This is a genomic window from Ancylobacter sp. (genome assembly GCF_965229075.1).
GTDB lineage: Bacteria > Pseudomonadota > Alphaproteobacteria > Rhizobiales > Xanthobacteraceae > Ancylobacter.
This window is the reverse complement of sequence record NZ_CBDDIO010000002.1, coordinates 3,456,013-3,479,433: the sequence shown is the minus strand read 5'-3', so window position 1 is coordinate 3,479,433 and position 23,421 is coordinate 3,456,013. Positions and strand designations below refer to the sequence as shown.

The 23,421-nt window shown below is 66.4% G+C and carries 17 protein-coding genes and 2 tRNA genes; 10 read left to right on the top strand and 9 right to left on the bottom strand.

Translation table 11 applies throughout. The features are described 5' to 3' along the window. Position 1 precedes the first annotated feature (1 nt). The 3 genes from ACO07Z_RS22145 to xth are packed head-to-tail and all read left to right on the top strand — an operon-like array spanning position 2 to position 1,937. Complete coding sequence (locus ACO07Z_RS22145; RefSeq protein WP_307018147.1) at positions 2-358, top strand: HesB/IscA family protein; 357 nt, start codon at positions 2-4, stop codon at positions 356-358. Continuing rightward, a complete protein-coding gene (locus tag ACO07Z_RS22140) occupies positions 358-1,110 on the top strand; it encodes a 5'-methylthioadenosine/adenosylhomocysteine nucleosidase (protein WP_421700674.1) in 753 nt (250 codons plus the stop codon). The genes ACO07Z_RS22145 and ACO07Z_RS22140 overlap by 1 nt, the downstream gene beginning before the upstream one ends. 44 nt (positions 1,111-1,154) lie before the next feature. After that, entirely contained in the window at positions 1,155-1,937 is a 783-nt protein-coding gene (xth, locus tag ACO07Z_RS22135) for an exodeoxyribonuclease III (protein WP_421700673.1), read from the top strand. Between the two features lie 139 nt (positions 1,938-2,076). Here xth and ACO07Z_RS22130 read toward each other — a convergent pair whose 3' ends face one another. Together ACO07Z_RS22130 and ilvD are read right to left on the bottom strand one after the other, a co-directional pair. After that, the gene (locus ACO07Z_RS22130; RefSeq protein ID WP_421700672.1) at positions 2,077-2,940 is read right to left on the bottom strand and encodes a tetratricopeptide repeat protein; all 864 of its coding nucleotides are present in this window, start codon (positions 2,938-2,940) and stop codon (positions 2,077-2,079) included. Then, positions 2,927-4,654 (bottom strand): dihydroxy-acid dehydratase, encoded by a 1,728-nt coding sequence (ilvD, locus tag ACO07Z_RS22125; protein WP_421700671.1) that lies wholly within the window; start codon positions 4,652-4,654, stop codon positions 2,927-2,929. Before ilvD ends, ACO07Z_RS22130 begins: the two co-directional genes overlap by 14 nt. Positions 4,655-4,900: 246 nt before the next feature. Here ilvD and ACO07Z_RS22120 point away from each other — a divergent pair, with 246 nt between their 5' ends. Then, entirely contained in the window at positions 4,901-5,089 is a 189-nt protein-coding gene (locus tag ACO07Z_RS22120) for a hypothetical protein (RefSeq protein ID WP_421700670.1), read from the top strand. A gap of 19 nt (positions 5,090-5,108) precedes the next feature. Here ACO07Z_RS22120 and ACO07Z_RS22115 read toward each other — a convergent pair whose 3' ends face one another. From ACO07Z_RS22115 to ACO07Z_RS22095, 5 genes are all read right to left on the bottom strand, one after another. After that, positions 5,109-5,825 carry an MgtC/SapB family protein gene (locus ACO07Z_RS22115; RefSeq protein ID WP_421700669.1) on the bottom strand — a complete coding sequence of 239 codons (717 nt, stop codon included), beginning with the start codon at positions 5,823-5,825 and terminating at the stop codon, positions 5,109-5,111. A 41-nt stretch (positions 5,826-5,866) separates the two neighbouring features. Further along, positions 5,867-8,698, bottom strand: coding sequence for a valine--tRNA ligase (locus ACO07Z_RS22110; protein WP_421700668.1), 2,832 nt, complete (start codon positions 8,696-8,698; stop codon positions 5,867-5,869). A gap of 117 nt (positions 8,699-8,815) precedes the next feature. Further along, positions 8,816-10,564 (bottom strand): DUF2497 domain-containing protein, encoded by a 1,749-nt coding sequence (locus tag ACO07Z_RS22105; RefSeq protein ID WP_421700667.1) that lies wholly within the window; start codon positions 10,562-10,564, stop codon positions 8,816-8,818. 259 nt (positions 10,565-10,823) lie between these two features. Further along, on the bottom strand, positions 10,824-12,230 hold the full coding sequence (locus tag ACO07Z_RS22100; RefSeq protein ID WP_421700666.1) for a TolC family outer membrane protein: 1,407 nt from the start codon (positions 12,228-12,230) through the stop codon (positions 10,824-10,826). A gap of 180 nt (positions 12,231-12,410) precedes the next feature. Continuing rightward, positions 12,411-13,073 (bottom strand): protein-L-isoaspartate O-methyltransferase family protein, encoded by a 663-nt coding sequence (locus tag ACO07Z_RS22095; protein WP_421700665.1) that lies wholly within the window; start codon positions 13,071-13,073, stop codon positions 12,411-12,413. A 403-nt stretch (positions 13,074-13,476) separates the two neighbouring features. Between ACO07Z_RS22095 and ACO07Z_RS22090 the strand changes: the two genes are divergently transcribed. From ACO07Z_RS22090 to ACO07Z_RS22070, 5 genes are all read left to right on the top strand, one after another. Continuing rightward, positions 13,477-13,550: transfer RNA gene (locus ACO07Z_RS22090), tRNA-Cys, on the top strand. Positions 13,551-13,748: 198 nt separating this feature from the next. Then, entirely contained in the window at positions 13,749-15,548 is a 1,800-nt protein-coding gene (locus ACO07Z_RS22085) for an ABC transporter ATP-binding protein (RefSeq protein ID WP_421700664.1), read from the top strand. A gap of 90 nt (positions 15,549-15,638) precedes the next feature. Beyond that, positions 15,639-15,714 (top strand) — tRNA-Asn (locus ACO07Z_RS22080). A 201-nt stretch (positions 15,715-15,915) separates the two neighbouring features. Beyond that, positions 15,916-17,223: a tyrosine-type recombinase/integrase gene (locus ACO07Z_RS22075; protein ID WP_421700663.1), complete on the top strand. Its 1,308-nt coding sequence runs from the start codon at positions 15,916-15,918 to the stop codon at positions 17,221-17,223. A 306-nt stretch (positions 17,224-17,529) separates the two neighbouring features. Then, complete coding sequence (locus ACO07Z_RS22070; RefSeq protein ID WP_421700662.1) at positions 17,530-19,509, top strand: DUF262 domain-containing protein; 1,980 nt, start codon at positions 17,530-17,532, stop codon at positions 19,507-19,509. A 104-nt stretch (positions 19,510-19,613) separates the two neighbouring features. Here ACO07Z_RS22070 and ACO07Z_RS22065 read toward each other — a convergent pair whose 3' ends face one another. Both ACO07Z_RS22065 and traA read right to left on the bottom strand, forming a co-directional pair. Continuing rightward, positions 19,614-19,835, bottom strand: coding sequence for a helix-turn-helix transcriptional regulator (locus ACO07Z_RS22065; protein WP_421700661.1), 222 nt, complete (start codon positions 19,833-19,835; stop codon positions 19,614-19,616). A 129-nt stretch (positions 19,836-19,964) separates the two neighbouring features. Then, positions 19,965-22,922 (bottom strand): Ti-type conjugative transfer relaxase TraA, encoded by a 2,958-nt coding sequence (traA, locus tag ACO07Z_RS22060; protein ID WP_421700660.1) that lies wholly within the window; start codon positions 22,920-22,922, stop codon positions 19,965-19,967. A 171-nt stretch (positions 22,923-23,093) separates the two neighbouring features. On the opposite strand from traA, the gene ACO07Z_RS22055 reads away from it, so the two are divergent. Next, on the top strand, positions 23,094-23,420 hold the full coding sequence (locus ACO07Z_RS22055; protein WP_237356838.1) for a conjugal transfer protein TraD: 327 nt from the start codon (positions 23,094-23,096) through the stop codon (positions 23,418-23,420). The last annotated feature ends 1 nt before the right edge of the window (position 23,421 follow it).

The following is a 23,421-nucleotide window of genomic DNA, read 5'->3' as shown; positions in this document are numbered from 1 at the left end:
CATGAGCGCAGGTCCATCGCCCGACATCGCGGCCCCGTCCGTCGGCGTCACCGCCAGCGCGGCGCGGCGCATCGCCGAAATCCTCAAGGGCGAACCGCCGGAGACCATGCTGCGCGTCAGCGTGGAGGGTGGCGGCTGCTCGGGCTTCCAGTACAAGTTCGACATCACCCGCGAACGTGAGGCGGACGACATCGTCATCGCCGAAGGTGGGGCGAGTGTGGTCATCGACCCCGTGTCGCTGGAATATATGTCGGGCTCGCATATCGACTTCGTCGACGACCTGATCGGCGCCTCGTTCCGCATCGCCAATCCGCACGCCACCGCCTCGTGCGGCTGCGGCACCAGCTTCGCCCTCTGATGCGCCCGATTGGCGTCCTCTGCGCCATTCCGCAGGAATTCGCCTTTCTCGCCGACAATCTGACGGCGACTGACATCACCGAGCGCGCCGGCATGGTGTTTCACGCCGGCCGGCTCGACGGGCATCAGGTGGTGCTGGCGCGCGCCGGCATGGGCAAGGTCAACGCCGCCATCGCCGCCACCCTGCTGCTGGAACGGTTCGACTGCCGGCTGCTGCTGTTCTCCGGCATCGCCGGCGGGCTCGATCCCGCGCTGTCCATCGGCGATGTGGTGATCGCCGACCATGTGGTGCAGCACGATGCCGGCTATTACGGCGCGGATGAAGGCTTCGTGGTCTATCAGGCCGGCCACCTGCCCTTCTTCAGCCCGCAGGAGGAACTCGGCCATAGCGCCGATGGCGATCTGATCGGGCGGGTGCGCACGGCGCTCAGCGAGATGTCGCTCGCCCCGCTCTCCGCCGCCGGCAGCGAGCGCCCGCCCCGTCTGCATTTTGGCCGTATCCTGACCGGCGACCAGTTCATCAATTCCGAGACGCTGCGCGAGCGGCTGTTCCGCGAATTGGGCGGCATCGCGGTCGAAATGGAGGGCGCGGCGATGGCGCAGGCCGCCACGGCCTTTGGCGTGCCCTGGCTGGTGGTGCGTACGCTTTCCGACCTCGCCGGCCGCGATTCGCATTTCGATTTCCGCCAGTTCGTCGATGAGGTGGCGCTGTCTTCCGCCCTCATCGTGCGCCGGCTGCTGCCGGTGCTGTAGACTGGCCGCGACTCGCCCTTCCCTTCGCCTTCCGTGAGACGCCGATGCGCATCGCCACCTGGAACGTCAATTCGATCCGGCAACGCCAGGAGCACGCCGTGGCGTGGCTCACCGAAACCCGCCCGGACGTGGTGTGCCTGCAGGAGCTGAAATGCGCCGACGAGGCGTTCCCGCGCGAGGCGTTCGAGGCGCTGGGCTACAATGTCGCGGTGCATGGCCAGAAGGGCTTCAACGGTGTCGCCGTCCTCTCCCGCCTGCCCTTCGACGAAGTGACGGCCGGCCTGCCGGGCGATGAGGCGGACGTGCAGTCGCGCTTCATCGAGGTGGTGGTCTCGACCCCGGAAGGCTCGCTGCGCGTATGCGGCATCTACCTGCCCAATGGCAATCCGGTGGGCACGGAGAAATATCCCTACAAGCTCTCATGGATGCAGCGGCTGAAGGCGCATATCGCGGCAAGGCTGACCTTCGAGGAGCCGCTGGTCGTGTGCGGCGACTACAATGTGATCCCCGAACCGGAAGACGCCGCCCATCCCGAAGCCTGGACGCAGGACGCGCTTTTCCTGCCGCAGACGCGGGCGGCGTTCCGGGAAATCCTCAATCTCGGCATGACCGACGCGCTGCGCGCCACCACGCAGGACGCCGGGCTCTACAGCTTCTGGGACTATCAGGCCGGCGCCTGGCAGCGGAACAACGGCATCCGCATCGACCATCTGCTGCTGTCGCCGCAGGCCACCGACCGGCTGAAGGCGGTGGGCATCGACAAGCATGTGCGCGGCTGGGAGAAGCCCTCCGACCATGTGCCTGTCTGGGCGGAGCTCACATTTTAGGAGCTGGCAGGTTAGGGTTTACGTCATCCCGGCCGAGCGCAGCGAGAGCCGGGATCGCTCTCCGCCCCTAACGATTCCGGATCGGCCGATGGCCGTCCGGGATGACGTTGGACGATAGGCAGGGTCTGAGCGAGGCGCCTCAGCGCGCCGTCTTCATGTACTGTTCGAGATAGACCAGCGCCATGGCGCGCTCGTCCGAGCTCGCATTGGCGAAGGCGTCCTCATAGAGGTCCACCACCCACTTGTCCTGCGGGCCGGCGGCGGCATCACGGGCGAGGGTGAGCCACATCAGGCCGCGCGCCGCCTGGCGCGGAATGCCGTCATCGCCCTTAAACAGCAGCCCGCCGAGCGCCGCCTGTGCCTGATACTGGCCCTTCTGCGCCGCCAGCCCCAGCCAGCGCGCGGCGAAGCGCGGGTCGCGGTCGACGCCGTCGCCATCGATATAGAGCCGCGCCAGATGGTACTGCGCGCCGGGATCGCCGAAATAGGAGGCGGCATAGGCGAACATGTCGCGCGCCCGCGTGGCGTCGCGGCGCACCTTGGTGTTGGGGATGCCGACGAGATAATAGGCGCTGAGCGCCACGAAGGCATCCGCCACGAAGCGCGCTTCTGGCGTCGCCGGGTTGTCGTCGGCGTGCATGTTGGCGATCTGGCTGAAATATTCGAACGCCTTGATGTCGTTGCGCTCGACGCCCTCACCTTCCGCATACATGCGGCCGAGCTTCCACTGCGCGCCGGCATGGCCCTGTTCGGCGGCATAGCGCAGGGAATCGATGCCCTTCTCGGTCTGGCCGGAGCGCAACGCCTGCGCGCCGAAGCGCACGGATTCCTCGATAGTGCGCGGCTTGCCGGGCGTCGCTGCGGCGGGCGCGTCCGCACCGGGCGTGCCGTCGAAGGCATGTGAGGTCGGTGCGGCCAGCAGCGCGGCCAGCAGCGCCGCGCAGACAAGCGCGGTACGCGGGAGGGGGAGCGGGCGAGCGCCCGTGAGATCAGATATCCGCATAGCATGCCGTCTCGGCCGCGCCGCCGGGGTGAGTGACCGCGCCATCACGGGCGGGTCCCACGGCCTGCGCGAACTTCCAGATGGCCCCCGAGCCTACGGGCGACGGACGCGGCTTCCACTCCGCCCGACGGGCGGCGAGTTCCTCGTCCGAAAGCGCCACGTCAAGCGTGCCCTCGATCGCGTCGATAGTGATGATGTCGCCGTCGCGGATGAGCCCGATCGGGCCGCCGACTGCCGCTTCCGGCCCGACATGGCCGATGCAGAAGCCGCGCGTCGCGCCGGAAAAGCGCCCATCGGTGATCAGCGCCACCTTGTCGCCCGCCCCCTGCCCGTAAAGGGCGGCGGTGGTCGACAGCATTTCCCGCATGCCGGGACCACCCTTCGGCCCCTCATAGCGGATGACCAGCACGTCGCCTTCCTTATAGGCGCGCTGCGTCACCGCCTCGAAGCAGGCTTCCTCGCCGTCGAAGCAGCGGGCCGGGCCGGTGAATTTCTGGTTCTTAAGGCCCGCCACCTTCACGATGGCGCCTTCGGGCGCGAGATTGCCCTGCAGGCCGACCACGCCGCCCGTGGCGGTGATCGGGTCATTGGCCGGGCGCACCACGTCCTGATGCGGGTTCCACTTCACCGAGGCGAGGTTCTCGGCGATGGTGCGGCCGGTCACGGTGAGGCAGTCGCCATGCAGGAAGCCATGCTCCAGCAGCGTCTTCATCAGCAGCGGAATGCCGCCGGCCTCGAACATGTCCTTGGCGACATAGCGCCCGCCGGGCTTGAGATCGGCGATATAGGGCGTGCGCTTGAAGATTTCGGCCACGTCGAACAGGTCGAACTTGATGCCGGCTTCATGCGCCATGGCCGGCAGGTGCAGCGCGGCATTGGTAGACCCGCCCGAGGCGGCGACGACGGTGGCCGCGTTCTCCAGCGCCTTCAGCGTGACGATGTCGCGCGGGCGGATGTTGCGGGCGACGAGATCCATGATCTGCTCGCCGGCCGCCATGCAGAACCGGTCGCGGATCTCGTAAGGCGCCGGCGCGCCGGCCGAATAGGGCAGCGCGAGGCCGATCGCCTCGGAGACGGTCGCCATGGTGTTGGCGGTGAACTGCGCGCCGCAGGCGCCGGCCGAGGGGCACGCGACCTGCTCCAGCTCGTCGAGGTCATCGTCGGACATCAGCCCGACCGAGTGCTTGCCGACCGCCTCGAACATGTCCTGCACGGTGACCGGCTGGCCGCGGAAGGAGCCCGGCAGGATCGAGCCGCCATAGATGAAGATCGACGGCACATTGAGGCGCAGCATTGCCATCATCATGCCCGGCAGCGACTTGTCGCAACCCGCCAGGCCGACCAGCGCGTCATAGGAATGGCCGCGAATGGTGAGCTCGACCGAGTCGGCGATGACCTCGCGCGAGGCCAGCGAGGCCTTCATGCCGTCGTGGCCCATGGCGATGCCATCGGTGACGGTGATGGTGCAGAATTCGCGCGGGGTGCCATTGGCACTTGCCACGCCCTTCTTCACCGCCTGCGCCTGACGCATCAACGAGATGTTACAGGGCGCGGCCTCGTTCCAGCACGAGGCGACGCCGACCAGCGGCTGGTGAATCTGCTCGCGGGTCAGGCCCATGGCGTAGAGATAGGACCGATGCGGCGCACGCGCCGGGCCTTCCGTCACATGGCGGCTCGGCAGGTTCCGCTTGTCGATGATCGTCCTGACGTCCATTTTCTTCACGCATCCCGGCGCGGGGGCTCTTTATCTCGGCACCGCATCCGGCACCTTTATCCCCCGTCTATCCGTCGGATTTCGTGCCGGTTTGTGGCGGCTTCGCGGCGTCGGCCGCATGGCCTTCCGTTATGGTTGCGAATGCGTGACACTGTTGCCGGTCAGTCACAAAAACGCGGCGGCCAACCGCCGGCCCGGGGCGCCGACGGTGCGCGTTAAGCCTTTGAAAACACAAGGGAGAGCAGCGTGTCGAGCGGCAATATCGTGGAGCGCCTGCGGGCGATGGCGGCCAATCTCGACCAGTTCCGCCGCGACAAGGTCGAGGATGAACTCTCGGAAGCCGCCGACGTGATCGAGCGGCTGCGGGCGGAACTCGACCGCATGGACAAGCTGCTGGAATCGGCACGGGCCGCCGCCGCACCGCCGCAGGGCTGACGCACCGTCCGCGCCCGGCTCAGTCGGCGGCGGAGCGTGTCCAGTCGGCGGATATCACCCCCGGCAGATGCCGCAGCCGGGCGACGGCGGCGTCGAGCTCTGCCACCCGCACCGAGGTATTGACCAGGGTGGCCCGCAATTCGCTGCTGCCGTCGGGGCGATCCTGCATTTCCACCTCTTCGACGGGAAACTTCGCCGCCTCCAGCACGGCCGACACTTTGCTGCGCAGGTCGGCCGCGCGCGCCGCTGGCACGATGAGACTGACCCCATAGGTCGCTTCGGTCGATTCCTCATTGCGCGGCAGACGCTCCAGCGCCCCCACCAGCGGACGCAGCAATGTGTTGCCGGCGAGCACGAAGCCGGTCAGCAGCACGGACTGGGCGATGAGGTCGGCGCCCGCACAGGCCCCCACCGCCGCCGAGCACCACAGGGTCGCCGCCGTGTTCAGGCCGCGAATATTGGTGCCTTCCTTCATGATGACGCCGGCGCCGAGAAAGCCGATGCCGGAGACGACATAGGCGACCACCCGCACCGCGCCGTCCGGCCCGGAGAGATGCATCGCCATGTCGACGAACTGGGCTGCGCCCAGCGCCACCAGCACATTGGTACGCAGGCCGGCGGTGCGCTGGCGGTATTGCCGCTCGGCGCCGATCGCCGTGCCCATGGCGAAGGCCACCACCAGGCTGATGATCGTCGAGGCGAAGTCCCCCGGCTCGAACGATTCGATGAACGGCATGCCGATCCCCTGCCCCGCCGCCGCGGCCCGGTCGCCCGGCCTCAGCCGGCGCGGCCGAGCCGGGTCAAAGCCTCACCGATCTTGGCGGCGCGCTCCGACGCCGCCTCGCGGCGCTCGCGCTGCTCCTCGATAACTTCCTCGGGTGCACGTTTGATGAAATCGGCGTTGCCAAGCTTGGCATCGACCTTCGCGATATCGTCCCGCGCCTTGGCCAGCTCCTTGGCGAGGCGCGCGGCTTCCGCGTCCATGTCGATGATGCCCACAAGCGGCAGCGCCGCCGTCTCGCCACGCACCACGATCTGCACCGAGCCCGCCGGGGCTTCCGCCTCGAAGGTGATGCCGGACAGGCGGGCAAGGCGCGTCAGCGTGTCGAGCCACACCACCACGCGCGCCCGCACCTCTTCCGGCACGCCGACCAGCACCAGCGGAATCTGCGCCCCCGCCGGCACGTTCATCTCGGCGCGGACGGAGCGGATTTCGGTGATGAGATCGACCAGCCAGCCGATCTCCGCCTCGGCCTCGGGCGCTTCCAGGCCGGTCAGCACCGGCCATTCGGCCAGCGTGAGCAGGCTGGCGCGCGGAGCGCCGGTCTCGGCCGTGCGCGCCCACAGTTCCTCGGTGAGGAAGGGCATGAACGGGTGGAGCAGCTTGAGGATTTCGTCGAGCACGAAGGCGGTGGTGGCCCGCGTTTCGGCCTTCCAGCCGCCATTGCCGTTGAACACCGGCTTGGCGAGTTCGAGATACCAGTCGCAGAAGATGTTCCAGACGAAGCGATAGGCCGCTCCGGCTGCTTCGTTGAACTTGTAGGCTTCCAGCGCCTGGGTGATTTCGGTCCCGGCCTTCTGCAGCTCGGACAGAATCCAGCGGTTGAGTCGGGATTCGGCGTTGCGCGGCACGAAGGCGGGATCGCGCCCACACCCGTTCATCTCGGCGAAGCGGGCGGCGTTCCACAGCTTGGTCGCGAAATTGCGGTAGCCCTCGACGCGCGAGGTGGCGAGCTTGATGTCGCGCCCCTGCGCCGCCATCGCCGCCAGTGTGAAGCGCAGCGCGTCGGCGCCGTACTTGCCCACGAGATCGAGCGGGTCGATGACGTTGCCCTTGGACTTCGACATCTTGGCGCCCTTCTCGTCGCGGACGAGCGCGTGGATGTAGACATCCCTAAACGGCACGTCGGGCATGAAGTGCAGGCCCATCATCATCATCCGGGCGACCCAGAAGAAGATGATGTCGAAGCCGGTGATCAGCACCGTGGTCGGGTAGAAGCGCGCGACCTCCGCGCTCTCGTCCGGCCAGCCGAGCGTGGAGAACGGCCACAGGGCGGAGGAGAACCAGGTGTCGAGCACGTCCTCGTCGCGGGTGATCAGCGCCGCGCGCTTTTCCGGGTCGGCGGCAAGTTCCTGCGCCTCGGCGTCGGTGATGATGCCGTTCTGCACGCAATGGGCGAGCGCGGCGGCAACGGCCGCCTCTTCCGTCTCCTCGACGAAGACGGAGCCGTCCGGACCGTACCAAGCGGGGATCTGGTGGCCCCACCACAGCTGGCGCGACACGCACCAGGGCTGGATGTTCTCCAGCCACTCGAAATAGGTCTTCTCCCAGTTCTTCGGCACGAAGTTCGTCCGCCCCTCGCGCACGGCGGCGAGCGCCGGCTGGGCGAGTGTGTGGGCGTCGACATACCACTGGTCGGTCAGCCACGGCTCGATGACGACATTGGAGCGGTCGCCATGCGGCACCATGTGCGTGTGCGGCTCGATCCGGTCGAGCACACCGCGCTCTTCCAGCAGCGCGACGATGGCCTTGCGCGCCGCCTCGCGCGAGAGACCGTCGAGGGCCAGCGCCGCGTCGAGCTCGGCGCCCGGCTCGGTCCCGGCGAGGAAATCCTCATTTCCGGCCAGCGTGATGCGCGCCTCGGCGTCGAGCACATTAATCATCGGCAGGGTGTGCCGACGGCCGACCTCGAAATCGTTGAAGTCGTGCGCCGGGGTGATCTTCACCGCGCCCGTGCCCTTGGTCGGGTCGGAATACTCGTCCGCCACGATGGGGATCAGCCGACCGACCAGCGGCAGGCGCACCTTGGCGCCCGCGGCGACGAGGCCCTGATAGCGCGGATCATCCGGATGCACCGCGACCGCCGTGTCGCCCAGCATGGTCTCGGGGCGCGTGGTGGCGACGACGATGTAGTCGCGCGTCTCGAACTCGTAAGGCTGGTTGTTCTCGTCGAAGGCGATGGGGTGCTGATAGGTCACGCCATCGGCCAAGGGATAGCGCAGATGCCAGAGATGGCCCTTCACCTCCACCTGCAGCACTTCGAGATCGGAAATGGCGGACTGGAACTTCGGGTCCCAGTTCACCAGCCGCTTGTCCTTGTAGATCAGCCCTTCCTTGTAGAGCCGCACGAACACCTTGAGGACGGCGCGGGACAGGCCCTCATCCATGGTGAAGCGTTCGCGCGACCAGTCGCAGGAGGCGCCCAGCTTCTTCAGCTGGTTGATGATGGTGCCGCCGGATTCTTCCTTCCACGCCCAGATGCGTTCGACGAAGGCGGCGCGGCCCATGTCGCGGCGGCCGGGCAGCTGCCGCTCGGCGAGCTGGCGTTCGACCACCATCTGGGTGGCGATGCCGGCATGGTCAGTGCCGACCTGCCACAACACGTCCTTTCCGCGCATGCGCTCGAAGCGGCAGAGAATGTCCTGCAGCGTGTTGTTGAGCGCGTGCCCCATATGGAGCGAGCCGGTGACGTTGGGCGGCGGAATGACGATGCAATAGGGCTCGGCCCCTGCCCGCTCCGGACGCCCGGCCTTGAAGGCGCCCGCCTCCACCCAGCCCTGGTAGATGCGGTCTTCGACGGCGGCGGGATCGAACCTGTTGTCGAGCATGTTGGCTCCGGCACCTCAATTGAACAGGCGCGAGAGAAAGCGGAGCGGATGCCTCAAGTCAACTCGCGAGAGGCAATGCGCGATGCAAAGCCCGGAATCGGGCCGATTGTGCCCGGCCTATTGCCCGTGACGGGCGACGCGCTCGATTTCCGCCCGCACCAGCCGCTCGACCAAGGCCGGCAGGTTCTCGTCGAGCCACTCCTTGAGCATCGGCCGCAACGCGTCGGTGACGAGATCGTCGATCGAACGCGGCGGCAGGCTGCTCATGGTGCGCTGCAGGGAGCTGAAGGCGGCAGACACCGCGCTGCTCGCCGGCCCCGACACCAGACGCTCGCGCACGGCCTCGGCGGTTTCCGTCGACGGCGCCGGCCGGCTGCCGGTGACCGGGCGGGCTTCCGCCGGCCGGCCTTCCGCTGGCGAAGTCTCGCTGCGCCGGGCCTCGGCCCCGTTGCTGTCGACAATGCGCGGCTCGGAAGGGCGAGGCTCATAAGACCGGCCCTCAAAGGCGCGCCCCTCATAAGCACGCGGCTCGTAGGAGCGGGGCTCGTAAGAGCGGGACTCCTGCGGACGTGCTTCCTGGGGACGAGCCTCAAACGGACGCGGTTCGGCAGCGCGCGGCGCGGGTGGCTCGTTCATCGGCGCAGCGCTGCGCGGCCGCGTGTCGCGGGTCGGCTCCACGGAAGCGGGCTCGGCAGGTGTGAGAGGCGCCCGCACCGGCAATTCGCTCGGCTCGGCCACCGGATGCGACTCGACGACCGGCGCCGCCGCGTCGGCCACCGGGGTGGCGGGCCCGGCAGTCATCGCTTCAGGCTCGGCGGTGAAGGCCATTGGGCTCGACGGAGCGACCGAAGACGGCCCCACCGGAGTCGGCGCCACGGTCACCGGCGCGGGTGCCTCAGCCTCAGCGGCGACGGAGGGTGCCGGCACATAAGAGGCCCGCACCGACTCCACCCTGGCGGGCGCGGAAAGGGCGGGCGTCGCTTCGGGGGCGCGCGCGGCCGGCGGAGCCGCACGCTCCGTCGGGGCCACCGGCTCGGTGAGCGCCACATTCGCCAGTTCGGCCTGAACGGCCTGCTCCACCAGCGCAAGATCGAGCAGCGCCGCCGCCAGCGGCTTGTCGAGATCGCTGTCCAGCGGCGCCGGCGGCTTGACCATTGACGGGCGGGAATAGGAGGGGCGCAAGGGCGGCAGCGCGCCCATGCTGGCGGCAGCGGACGCCGCCACGGCAGGGGGCGGTGCCGGCCGGGGCGCAGCGGGTGCGATCGCCGCGCGCGATTCCGCCGCCGGCACCGGGCTACGCGGCTCGACCAGACGCGGCTCGCTACGCGGGCGCACCTCAGGCAAGGGCCGCAGATCGGGCATGGGCCGGGAATCGGGGAACAGCCGTGGCTCGGTGCGGCGCGGTTCGGGCGGGCGGCTCTCGCTCGCCACCGGCGCGGGGGCCGGCACGTCCAGCGCCCGGGCAGCGGAACCGCCGGAATAGACCGCCGCCGCGGGCGCGCGGCTCACAACCGAGGGCGGCGAGAACGGCGCGGCCGCCAGCGCGGCCGCCGCAACGGTCACCGGGCGCGAGGCAAAGGGATCGGCAGCAGGCGCCCGCCCGCGCGGGGCATAATCCACCGGGCTTTCGACTCGCTCGCGAAATGGAGGCGGCGCATAGGACAGGGCTTCCGCATCGGCCGGAGCCGCCTGCGGGCGCGGCGGAACGGGAGCGGCGGGGCGCGGCGCGGCCTCACGGGTCGGCGAAGCCGCGCGGGCGGCCGGCGCCTCGCGCCCGGAACGCGACGCCTCATTGCGCGCGGTCGCCGGCTCGCCGGCCACCTCGTCGGAAATGATGCGGCGGATGGAGGCCAGGATCTCCTCCATCGACGGCTCACTGCCTCTCGCATTCGGCATGCGCTGTTTTCCGATCCCGGGGCTGAGGCGCTCGGCCGAAGCGCACGTTTCAACCCGTTAACACTTCATGAAGTCTGGACCGCCGGGGGCGGCACGCCAAGATGCAACCCGAGAGGATGAACAAGGTTCGCAATCTAAGGTTAACGGCGTTCCCGCCCACTGCAAGCCGCCTCTCGCCTTCATCACCGCCGAGGCGGCCGGTGAAGGCCCTCGGCGGCAGCGTAGGCGCTTACTGCCCGCCGGGCGTGCGCACGCCGATCCAGGCGTCGCGGACCTGATCGTAGTGGACCTGCGGGTTGTAGACCGGAACCTTGAGGCCCAGCGTGGTGGCGCTGAGACGGCCCGACGCCGAGAGAACGGCGTAGGAGGCGACCACGCGGTCGCGCTGGGCGATGACGAGGCTGGCCCGGGCGTTGAACAGCGCCGTCTGCGCGTTCAGCACGTCGAGCGTGGTGCGCTGACCAACACGCCATTCCTCACGCACGCCGCGCAGCGCGATCTCGTTGGCCGCAACCGACGCCTGCGCCGATTCGATGGCCGCCTTCGCCGCTTCCAGCGAGCCCCAGTACTGCACCGCATTGGCGCGCACCTGCTCGCGGTTTACGTCCACTTCGATCCGCAGCTGGCCGAGCGTTTCCTTGGCCTGCCGGATCGTCGCGTACTCGCCACCGCCCTGGTAGATCGGCACGGTGAGGTTCAGCGTCGCCGAGGCCGAGGTCTGGCGCTCGATATTCAGAGTGCTGTTATAGTCGGACGAGGCCGCGCCATTGAGGGTGAGCGTCGGCGACAGGGCCGCCTCGGCCACCTTCACATTCGACACGCCGGCATCGACGGCGAACTCGGCCGACTTCACCGCCGGGTGGCTGGTGATGCCGGATTCGACGGCGGCTTTCTCGCTCTTGGGCAGCAGGCGATCGATCGGCCGGCCGGGGCTCAGCTTGGTCGGGCGCAGGCCGATCACCTGGTAGAACACGGCATTGGCCGTGTTGAGGTTCGATTCGGCGAGCGCGAGTTCGCTCTGCGCATTGGCGACGCTGGCTTCCGCCTGGGCGACGTCGGTGCGGGTGATCTCGCCGACCGAGAAGCGGTCGCGCGCGGCGCGAAGCTCTTCCTTCAGCGCTTCGAGATTCTGCTTCTGCAGTTCCACCAGCGCCGCGTTCTGCAGCACGTTCATATAGGCGGTGGCGGCATCGAGCAGCACGAGTTGCTCGGTATTGCGCAGCAATTCGCGCTGACCGCGCACCTGCGATTCGGCGCTGCGCACCGAATTGGCGGTCTTCAGGCCATTATAGATGGTCTGACTGATGGTGATGCCCACGCCCGTGGGATAGGTCTTGGCGACGGAGAGCGAACCCGTCCCCGGCGTCACGCTGCCGGGATCGACCCGGGTCTCGGCCCATTGCGCTCCGGCATAAGCGGTGCCGAAGATCTGGGGGCGATAGCCGGACAGGGCGATCGGCACATACTCGTCGGTCGCGCGGGTGGCGGCGCGCTGCGAGTTCAGTGTGGGATTGTTGCGATAGGCCGCCACAAGCGCCTGATCGAGGGTCTGAGCCGTTGCCGGCACCGAAATGCCAACGACAAACGCGACCGCCGCCCACGCGACGACCTTACCCCCGGTAGCCGACAGCCACATGTCCAACCTCTGCGAACGCTAATCTGATGGGAATCACCTGCCCCCGGGCGACTCTCTCACTCTGTTACTGACGTGAACGCAGGATAGGTGCTCGAAGATGGACTGTGAACCGCTCGGTTTGGTGCGGCGAACGATTTCGTCGCACACGCGGCAGATGAGCCACAGGGGTGCTGAAAACCTTTAGAACACAAAGCCCGGGCGCGCCTCGAAGCCCGGCAGGGTCGGCACGGCGGCGTCGAACACCACGCGCGAACCAATGCCGCCGGAGGTATGAGTGTACACCGTTGCCCTGCCGGCGCGGCCACGCCCGACGACGGCGACGAGGCGTCCACCGGGCTTCAGCTGAGCGAGCAGCGATTCGGGGGTCTCATCCACGCCGCCATTGACCAGGATCACGTCATAGGGCGCCTCGCCGGGCCATCCGGCGGCCATCGGCCCCTGCACATAGGCGGCATTGAGCAGGCCGAGCTCGACCAGCAGCGAGGAGCCCTGCGCGGCGAGGTCGGCATCTTCCTCCAGCGCCACCACCTGACCCGCGAGCTTGGCCAGCACCGCGGTGGAATAGCCGCTCGCCGCACCGACATCGAGCACCAGCGCGTCCGGGCCGATCTCGGCCGCCTGCAGCAGCTTGGCCAGCACCATCGGCTCCATCAGGTAGCGCGCCGGCGCGCCCTCCTTCACCAGCACGTCGTCATCGATATAGGCGAAGTTGCGCAGGCTGGCCGGAACAAAGCGCTCGCGCGGCGTCTCCAGCATGGCGGCGACGATGCGCAGGTCGGTGACGTCGTTGGCACGCACCTGGGCGTCCACCATGGCGCGGCGCAGTTCGGCGAAATCGATCATTCGGCGACAACCTCGAAAGCAGACAGGCAAGGCCGCGCGCGGGTCGCGCGACGAGCGCGCACCCAAAAGGCGCGAGCGAACGGCGTCAGAATTGCGGCAGCGGCGCCGTCATTGCAAGCCTTCTCGGCGCCCAGCCTCGAAGATTTCCAGCCTGGCATGCCAGCGTGCAGTCACGTCGCACTCACGACCCGCGCTTAGGGGCCCGGATCCCGCCCGCGGGCGCCAGAGGCGCGTGCGATGGCGCGGCGGAATGCCGCTTCACGGGGCGGAACGCGCTCCTCTTCACGGCGCTTGCCCGCATCGATCATCCCCATCTTCTGCCCCCTCGTGCGTTGCTCATCGGCCCGAGCTCTGTTATGAGCCGCGCCGGCCCTGTCAGGCGCCTTATGGGTAGCCTGGGTCGGGCCACGTGGCGGAGTGGTTACGCAGCGGACTGCAAATCCGTGCACCCCGGTTCGATTCCGGGCGTGGCCTCCAGTTCACGCACCCGCCGCCGGCGTTGAAAAAAGCGCCGGCGGCGGGTGTCGTCACCGCCTTATCGGTCGCCGGCGCAGCCGCCGTCATGGGTTTGACAACAAGCCATGATCGTCGTTGATGATCCGCGCTCCGTCACAGGAGAGGCGGAGCGAAGGGCGACGCCCGATCCGGCCGGGCCCGTGCAGAGGATTCTCGACGATGCTGCCTCCGAAGATGGCAAATGCGTTCCGCAACATTATCAGCGCGGAGACGCGTGACACGGTCAGCCGGCTGTTCATTCAGGACGGGCGGCGCCACTGGAAGGGATACGCCATCTCCTTCCTCTTCATGGGCATCATGGCCGGCACGACCTCGGGCCTCGCCTATCTCATGGGCGACGTGATCAACCGCATCTTCGTCGAGCAGAATTCCAACGCGATCTGGATTCTCTCCGGGGCTGTGGTCGCGCTGTCGGTCATCAAGGGATTTTCCGCCTATGGGCAGGCGGTGGCATTGGCCAAGGTCGGCAATCGCATCGTCGCCGACAATCAGAAGCGGGTGCTCGACCGCCTGCTGATGCAGGACGTGACCTATTTTTCCGGCAGTCACACCGCCGAGATCATGATGCGGTTCAACACCGGCGCGCAGGCCGCGCGCAACGTGCTGAATCTCATCATCACGAGCCTGGGGCGCGACCTGCTCTCGGTCATCGGCCTCACCTTGGTGATGATCATCCAGGATCCGTTCATGGCGATGATCGGCTTCGTGGTGATGCCGATCGCGATCGGCGGCGTTCGGTCGCTGATCCGCAAGGTGCAGAAAATCTTCAGTCGCGAATTCCACAGCGCGATCCAGATCATGACGGAGTCGATCGACGCCTTCCAGGGCATCCGCACCATCAAGTCCTTCACGCTTGAGGATGTGCAGCGCGAGCGGATCTTCGAGCGCATCGACAAGATGGAGAAGGCCTCGAACCGCATGATGCGGGCGCAGTCGCAGTCCGGCCCGCTGATGGAAGCGCTCGGCGGCGTCGCCATCGGCCTCGTCGTCATGTATGCCGGCTGGGGCGTTCTGCATGGCGGGCGCACGCCGGGCGAGTTCTTCTCCGTCATCACCGCGCTGCTGCTCTGCTACGAGCCGGCCAAGCGTCTTGCCCGCCTCAACATCGATCTCACCACCCATCTCATGGGTGCGCGCATGCTGTTCGCCATCCTCGACCGGCCGGCGACTGAAGCCGATGCGCCGGGCACGCCGGAGCTCGCGATCAAGGGCGGCGGCGTCGTGTTCGACGAGGTGGTGTTCAGCTATCGCGAGGGCGAGCCGGTGCTGCGCGGCCTCAGCTTCGTTGCCGAACCCGGCCAGACCACCGCGCTGGTCGGCCCCTCGGGCGGCGGCAAGAGCACGGTGATGAACCTGCTGGAGCGCTTCTATGAGGTCGAATCCGGCGTCATCACCATTGACGGCCAGAACATCGACAGCGTGACGCGCCACTCGCTGCGCAAATCCATCGGCTTCGTCAGCCAGGACGTGTTCCTGTTCACGGGCACGGTGCGCGAGAACATCGCTGCCGGCCGCCCCGGCGCCACCGAGGAAGAGATCATCGCCGCCGCCCGCTCGGCCCACGCGCATGACTTCATCATGGGATTCGAGGGCGGCTATGACAGCCGCGTCGGCGAGCGCGGCACGCAGCTCTCGGGTGGCCAGCGCCAGCGCATCGCCATTGCCCGCGCCTTCCTCAAGGACGCGCCGATTCTGCTGCTCGACGAGGCCACCGCCGCGCTCGACAGCGAATCCGAGGCCGAAGTGCAGAAGGCGCTCAACGAATTGCAGCGCAACCGCACCACGCTGGTCATCGCCCATCGCCTGCAGACGGTGATCAACGCCGACAAGATTTGCGTGATCGAGAAGGGCCGCGTGGTCGAAAGCGGGCGCCATGACGAGCTCGTGACCAAGCGTGGACGCTACTTCACCTTCCATCAGCTGCAGTTCGCCGGGCAGCAGGAACGCCTCAGCGCCTGAGGATATCCACATGCTGCGGGATGGAAGGGGTTCACAAACCCATCCCGCATTGCTATATCGCCGGCCTCCGAGACGCCACGGCGTCCCCGGTCCCTGATAGCTCAGTTGGTAGAGCGTTCGACTGTTAATCGAATGGTCGCAGGTTCGAGTCCTGCTCAGGGAGCCACTCCCCCGTTTCCGGGGCGGCTCAGCCTTCCCCAGATCGCCTTACTAACCCTTGAATTTGCTGGATAATTTCTTCTCCAGCCTCCGCTCGTTGTCCCAGCCAGGATCAGCCAGAGCCACCCCATCCCCCGAATTTGTTGGCCTTGTTGTTGGCCTGCAGCCTGTGTTTTCGTGATCCCAGCGATCAGCAGGGAGGGCGAACATGGCCTTGTCAGATGCAGCGTGCCGGACGGCCAAAGGCCGGGAAGGCGAATACAAACTTTCCGACGGTGGCGGCCTCTATCTCTTCGTGAAGCCCAACGGCGCCCGGGTCTGGCAGCAGGCCTACAGATTCGCGGGCAAACAGAAGAAACTCACCCATGGGCCCTATCCGCTCATTTCGCTGGCCGATGCGCGGCGGCTTCGGGACGAGGCCAAGAGGTTGTTGGCCTCGGGGGTAGACCCCGGAGCCAACAAACGAGCCAACAAGGCCGCCGTCGCGGCGTCTGTCGCGGCAGCAACAAGCACCTTCGGGGTCATTGCGACGGAGTTCATCGACAAGATGACCAAGGAAGGGCGAGCCGAGGCCACCCTCCTGAAAGCGCACTGGCTGCTGGAGGAAATCGCAGCCCCTCTTCGCAACCGCCCCATCGCGGAAATCACACCGCCAGAGACTCTTGCCGTCCTGCGGGCCGTAGAGGTCAAGGGTCACTACGAGACCGCTCGCCGCTCCCGCAGCATCATCGGTCAGGTCTTCCGATATGCGATCGCAACCAGCCGCGCAGAACGGGATGTGACGGCCGATCTGCGAGGTGCGCTTATCGCACCCAGGACTAAGCACCGGGCCGCCATCACACGCCCGAAGCGGCTGGGCGAGCTTATGGCGGCCATCTATGGTTGGACGAAGGGTCAGGAAACGACGGTAGCAGGCCTGAAGCTGCTCGCCCTGCTGGCGCTCCGTCCCGGCGAACTCCGCGCAGCCACATGGGACGAGATTGACCTTGAAGCGGGTGTCTGGATCGTTCCAGCCTGCCGAACCAAGATGCGCCGACCACACCGCACCCCCCTCCCCTTACAGGCAGTGGCCACCTTGCTGGAGTTGCGCAACGTCACCCGAAGCGGGATCAGTCCCTTCGTGTTTCCGGCGACCGTCTCCGTGAGGAAGCCGATGAGCGAGAACACCTTGAACTTCGCTCTACGACGTTTGGATATAGGGGCGGAGGAGATGACCTCCCACGGTTTTCGGGCAGCGTTTGCCACGCTCGCCAATGAGAGCCGACGCTGGCATCCCGATGCGATTGAGCGGCAACTCGCCCATGCTGAAGGCAATAATGTGCGCCGGGCTTATACCCGCGGCGAGCATTGGGACGAACGTGTGTTGATGATGCAGTGGTGGGCGGACGAGTTGGATCGGCTTCGTGAAGCAGCTATTGCGGAAGCCCGCGCCACGGCCCGCCCGCAGAACAGGCCTTTAAAGTTTCAATCGGTTCGCCAGCGACGGCCACAGACTGGGCCTACCGCTGATCAATGAGAGGGCCGAGGCGCAATCAAAGCCGTCAAGACACATTTTTCATACATGTTGCCAAACGAGTGAAGTTTTTCAGGGCCAGTTACGGGTTTTCAGAACCAGCATCGCTGGACGAAGCGACGCTGGTCGACTATGCGCCCGCATCAGCGTATGGCGCGCCAGATCGCGCTAGGCGGTCCCCAAACTGCCCCGACCATACCAGGCTCGACGAGCCAGCCCGCCCCCCCCTTTCGGCAATCGACGGAGCGGTGACGCTTCCTGCATTACCCTTTAGAGTATGCTCAGATCGACTCTGCACTTGGGTGATGAATGAAAGCGGGACCTGTTGAAATCGGGACATTGCTGCAGAACAGGAACCGCTATTGCGTCCCGATCTACCAGCGCCACTATGTCTGGAACCGGGAGAAGCAGTGGGAGCCGTTCTGGCAGGATATCCGCACAAAGGCCATTGAGCGCCTTGCCGGACGTGAGCGGCGCTTTTCCCATTTTATGGGCGCGGTCGTGCTGGAAAGTCGGGCCAAGCCCTCGGTCAAGCAGGTGCCGTCCTTTCAGGTGGTGGATGGGCAGCAGCGCCTCACGACGTTTCAGCTCTTTCTCACCGCCGCGCGTCACTACGCGCAGGCAATCGGCCACCAAACCACGGTCGGCAACATCACGCGCTATGTGCTCAACAGTGATCCGCACCTGATGGAAGACGCGGAAGTTGAGATCTACAAAGTCTGGCCAACGCAATCGAACCGCCAGCTCTTCGTGGACATCGTCGCCTCCGAAGATCGCGCAGCGCTCAAGAATGCGTATGCGGGCCACTGGTACGCGAAAGCGCAGCGCGACCAGGTCAAGGAATACAGCTCCACCCCGTCGATGCTTCGGGCGTATGGCTATTTTTACGACCGAATCAAACACTCGGTCGAAACCGACGATCTGCACGACGACTTGGTCGAGGCGCCGGACACAGAAGATGAAGTGGCCGCACAAGCGAGCGAAGATACCATTCCGAAGGAGCTGAAGCTCGACGCTATCTGGCAATCGCTGCTCGAAGAATTCAAGGTCGTCGAGATCGTGCTCGATGAAGGAGACGACGCGCAGGTCATCTTCGAGACCCTCAACGACCGCGGCGAACCGCTTCTCGCAGCTGATCTAGTACGCAACAACATTTTTCAGCGCGCAGACGCACGCGGCGAGGACGCGGAAGTGCTGTTCAAAAAGCACTGGAAGCCGTTCGAGCATTCCTTCTGGAGCCAGATGGAGAAGCAGGGCCGCTATAAGAAGCAGCGCATCGAGTTCTTCCTCGCCAACTTCATCGCCGGCAAAATTGCCGGCGAAGTGACGATCTCCAAGCTGTTCTCAGAATATAAATCCTTCCTCAGACCGGCGCGTATCAGCACGGTGCCGCGCTACGCAAGCGTGCAGGCCGAGATTCAGGACCTCGAAAAATACGGTAAGATCTACCGCGAAATCATCGAGCGCACGTCGGGCTCACCGCTGGCGATCTTCTCGGCGCGGCTGCGGGCGTGGGATGTCACGACCATCAACCCGCTGCTGCTGCGCTTGTGGGCCAGCGACATGGGTGAGGAGGATAAGCAGAAATCTCTTGATCTCCTCCTTTCGCTGATCGTGCGCCGCGCCGTGTGCGGCCTCACGGGCAAGAACTACAACAACCTGTTCCTGAGCGTGATAGGCGATCTGGAGAAGAAGGGTTGGTCCTACGACAACCTACGCGCCTACCTGCTCGGGCTGACATCGGAGAGCGGGCGTTTCCCGCAAGATGCCGAGTTCGAAAACGCGATCCTCTCAAAGCCGCTCTATAACACGCTTGGCTCCGCCAGGGTGCGCACGCTGCTTTCGGAGATCGAACTCGCCAAGCGCGGCAAGAAGCAGGAACACCAGTCGCTCCCCGATACGCTTACCGTCGAACACATCCTGCCGCAGTCCTGGCGGACGCACTGGCCGATGCTCGGCGAGCTTCAGCCCACCGACGCGGAGCATACCCAGGCGATATTCGCGGTGCTCGAAGACGAGAGCGCCGTCGGCCGGATCGTGAAGCGGAACCGGCTCAAGCAGACGCTCGGCAACCTCACCCTGGTCACACAATCCTTCAACAGCGGGGTCAGCAATCTTGCATTCGAGACCAAACGGCAGGAATTCGAGGATCAATCGATCATGATGCTCACCAAGGACTTCGTGAAAAAGCCGGGATGGAACGAGGAAGAGATTGCCACCCGCGGCAAGGCGCTCTTCGATCACGCAAAGCAGATTTGGAGTGTCCCCAGGCCTCATGGAAACGAATAATCTTTCTTGGATTGGTTCGGTTGGGCCACCGGGCTCTCAGCGGTTGACGAAGCCAGTGGTTGAATGGCCAGAGTGAGGCGCGGTTCGGACCAGGGCTATGCAAGCTAACGCATATCGTCAAAAGGAGCCTCGATCCCCACCCGCCACCGCGGGGGATCGGCAACCCACCGGTTGATGTCGGACTCCCGCCAGCCGGCGCCGTTGGTGCTGATCCTGAGCTGGGCGGGGAAGGTGCCCTCGGCGATCTTGCGGTAGATGGTGGACCGGGACAGGCCAGTGCGGGCGAGCACGGTTTTCAGGCGAATGATACGCTCTGGTGTCTGCATGGCGGTGCGGCCTCCTGCTGGATGCGCCTGAGGGCGCCTGCTCCAGACAAGGCGTGGGATTGTCGGCCGGCAAGAGGATGATCGGCACCGGTGGAACGTGGCGAAGCGACGGCGGCACATCGGACGGGTTTAGAGACCGAGGCCACGGCTGCGGTCGAAGTCGATACCGTGGCTGCGGGCGAGCTCACGGCCGAGGCTGCGGCCGGTCTCAAAGCTGATGCCGAGTTCCTTCTTGCGGTTGGCGAGCAGGGATTCGAGCTGCGGGTCGCGCTCAAGGCTCCGCGCCATGTCGCCCATCTGAAGGCGGGTGGACTTGTAGCCGGCGTAGTCGCCTTGCGCGTACTGACGCTGGTGCTGCCGGTCCAACTTCTGCCAGCGGTCGACGAAGCGATCGGCACGGCGCTCCGGATCGGTACGGATTTCCGTTTCAAGCTGGAGGGCGCGGATGGTGCGATTGAGCTTGCCGTCGGCCGCCTCGTGCACCAGCTCCGGGTTCTTCTCATAGGCCGCCTCGGCATCGCGCCAGCCATGAGGCCGCACCGCCTCAAAGGCCTTGCGGGCATCTGTGAGCTCGCGCAGCTGCTCGGGCGTCCCTTGGCCGGTCGCATCGGCCGTAGAGAGGATCGCGTCCCACGCACGGGCATGCCGAACAAGCGCGCGGGTTCGCGCCTGCCGCAGCACCGCCTCTGGATCCTCGGGAGGCTCCTGGGTGATTGGCCTGACTTTGTTTCCTAGCTCCTCGCGCACAGCTGGCGCTTCTCGTGCCATATCCACGGACGGCCTGAGCGTGTCGACGAGGTCGCGCAGCTTCTCCGGGACCCTGCGCACCATCTCCACGACGCGCTGGCGGAAGGTGATGCCGCGCCGCTCGGCATAGTCCTGCGCCGGATCGGACCGCTCGTAGTCCGACGCCATGTCCTTGGCCCGGTCACGCGACAGGGTGCGCGCCAGCCGGTCCCCATCCGCGAAGTCGTCGCGGCCATAGTGCAACTGCATCCCGTCCCGATGGCGCGAGAGGGCGACATAGCTGGAATGGGCATCCAGGCCGGGCGTGGCCAGCACATGGGTGCGGTCGACCGTCATGCCCTGCGCCTTGTGGATGGTGGCGGCATAGCCATGGTCGATGCGGTCGTAGTCCTTCAAGTCGAAGGCGACGGATCGGCCATGATCAATACGCACGGACATGGACTGCGCGCTGACCTCTTCGATGGTGCCGAGCGTGCCGTTCTTCACCCCGAGCCCGCGCTCGTTCTGCAGGAACATCACACGGTCACCGCGGGCGAAGGAACGCGCGCCGCGCTCGACGGTGACGCGCACCTCCTCGCCGAGATCACCGGCCTCCCGCATGCGTTCGCGGGCGGCCTGGTTGAGGGCGCGCACCTCGTCATTGGTATGGGTGAGGATGATGCGGCTGCGGTCAGGCGCGGTCTGCCGGTCATGGTCCCAGCGATCGATCAGCTGGCCGCGCGCCTGTTCCCGCGTTTGCGCGGCATGCACCATGCCATTCCCCTCATAGGCCTGGATGGCATCACCGATCCGGCCGGTTGCCAGATCGCGCGTGGCGTCGCGCTGCCACTCCGCGCGCTGGCGGCGTACCTCGCCTATCTCCGCACCGCCATGACGCTCAATAAGCGAGCGGAAGGCGGCGCCCGCCTCGATCGATTGCAGCTGCTGCGGATCGCCGACCAGTACCATCTTGGCGCCAGCATCCGCGGCATGGGAGAGCACGCGTTCCAACTGGCGCGTGCCGATCATGCCGGCCTCGTCGATCACCAGAACATCGCGTGATGTGAGCAGATCCCGGCCCTGGCTCCAGCCATCTTCGAGGCTGGCGATGGTGCGGGACGCGATGCCCGATCCGCTTTCCAGATTCTCCGCCGCGATGCCGGACAGCGCGACGCCGCGAACCTTAAGGCCCGCCGCCTCCCAGGCCTCGCGCGCAACGCCCAGCATGGCGCTCTTTCCCGTTCCGGCATAACCGACGACGATACCAAGATCGCGGGTGCCGGTGATGTGTGCCAGCGCGTCGGACTGCTCGCCGGAGAGAGCAAGGCCGCGTTGCTCAGCACGCGCCAGCGCCGCGTTCCTTTCGGTATCTTTCACCGCATTGCGCTCGCGCTCCACCATCAGCTCGGCAGCCCTGTGCAGGCGCTGCTCGGCCTCGATCATCTGGCGGGTGGTGAAGCGGTCCTCGCCGCGTCCGCCCTTGCCGAGCTCGACGAGATTGGGGGCGCGGCCCATCGCGCCCATTACCTCGTTGAACTGCTCCATGCCATCACTGTGGCGGTGCGCGAACCGAGCCATGTCCCGCCGGGTAAAGGTCGATTGCTGGTGGGTGATGGCATCCAGTGCCAGCACCGGATCGGCGATGATCCGCGCACCATTGCCGCGCGCGATCTCGCGATGAACCTCCGCCCGATCCGCAACCTCGATCCCCTCTCCTTCGATCCGCTGGGCGGGCGCGCCGATCTGGCTCTGCGGCTCCAGCGCGATGCCCTGCGCTTCCAGGCTGCGATGGTCGATGCGCGCGTCGATATCGAGCTCGGCCAGCCGCTCATTGGCGAGCGCGGCCCAGCGCTCGCGCCATCGCTCGACCATCTGGGTCGCGTTCCACTCCCGCACCTTCGGGCCGAAGCCCTCCTCATCGACCGAGCGCATGGTGAGCATGACATGGGCGTGGGGTTTGGCCATGCCGTCCTCGCCAGTATCCCAATGCACATTGAGATCGGCGACCATCCCGAGATCGACAAACTCCGTCTCAACGAAGTCACGGGCGAGCGCGATGCCTTGGCGCTCGCTCATCTCACGCGGCAGGGCGAACTCGACCTCGCGGGCGAGCTGCGCGTCCTTGCGCAGTTCGAAGGCTTCGACATCGTTCCACAGCCGCTCGCGGTCGCTCCACGCCTCGGGCGCCCCGTCCGGCAGCAGCACCTCGGAATGCACGACGCCGCGCTTGCCGGAGAAGTCCTGGATGCGATCGATGCGCGCGTCGCGCAGCCTTGAGGCCGAACGGTAGGCGGCGGACGCCACCGCACTGGAGCCGGCCTTGCGGCCGATGACCTTGACGTGAAGATGATAGATCGCCATCGCGATCCGAACATCAGCACGGCGAAGCGCACGTCGGAACGACGTATAAGCGCGCCCTCGAAACTAATTTCTCGGGACTGATCGCGCCGTTCCAGGCCGTCCCGTCACCCTTAAAGCATTTCGGCAGGCGCTCAACTATCATCGCTCCATCGACAGCTTATGGAGACGATGATGCGCAAACCACGGGACTTCGATGCAGAACTAAAATCGCTGGAAGACAAGGCACGGGACTTGAAAGCCCGCAAAGTGCAGCAACTCGGCGAGTTGGTCATCTCCACAGGAGCCGACGCGCTGACCGCCGACGAACTGGCGGGCGCGCTGATCGTGCTGGCCGAAACCAAGGACGCCGGAAAGAGGGAGGCATGGGCGAAGCGTGGCGCCGCGTTCTTTCAGGGGCGGACACGCCGAACTGCATCAGCGTCTGACCGCGACGTTGGTGGCGCTCAACCGCAACCGGGCGGCGCGCAACCGGCATCAGGGAGCGCGGGCGCGGAATGAT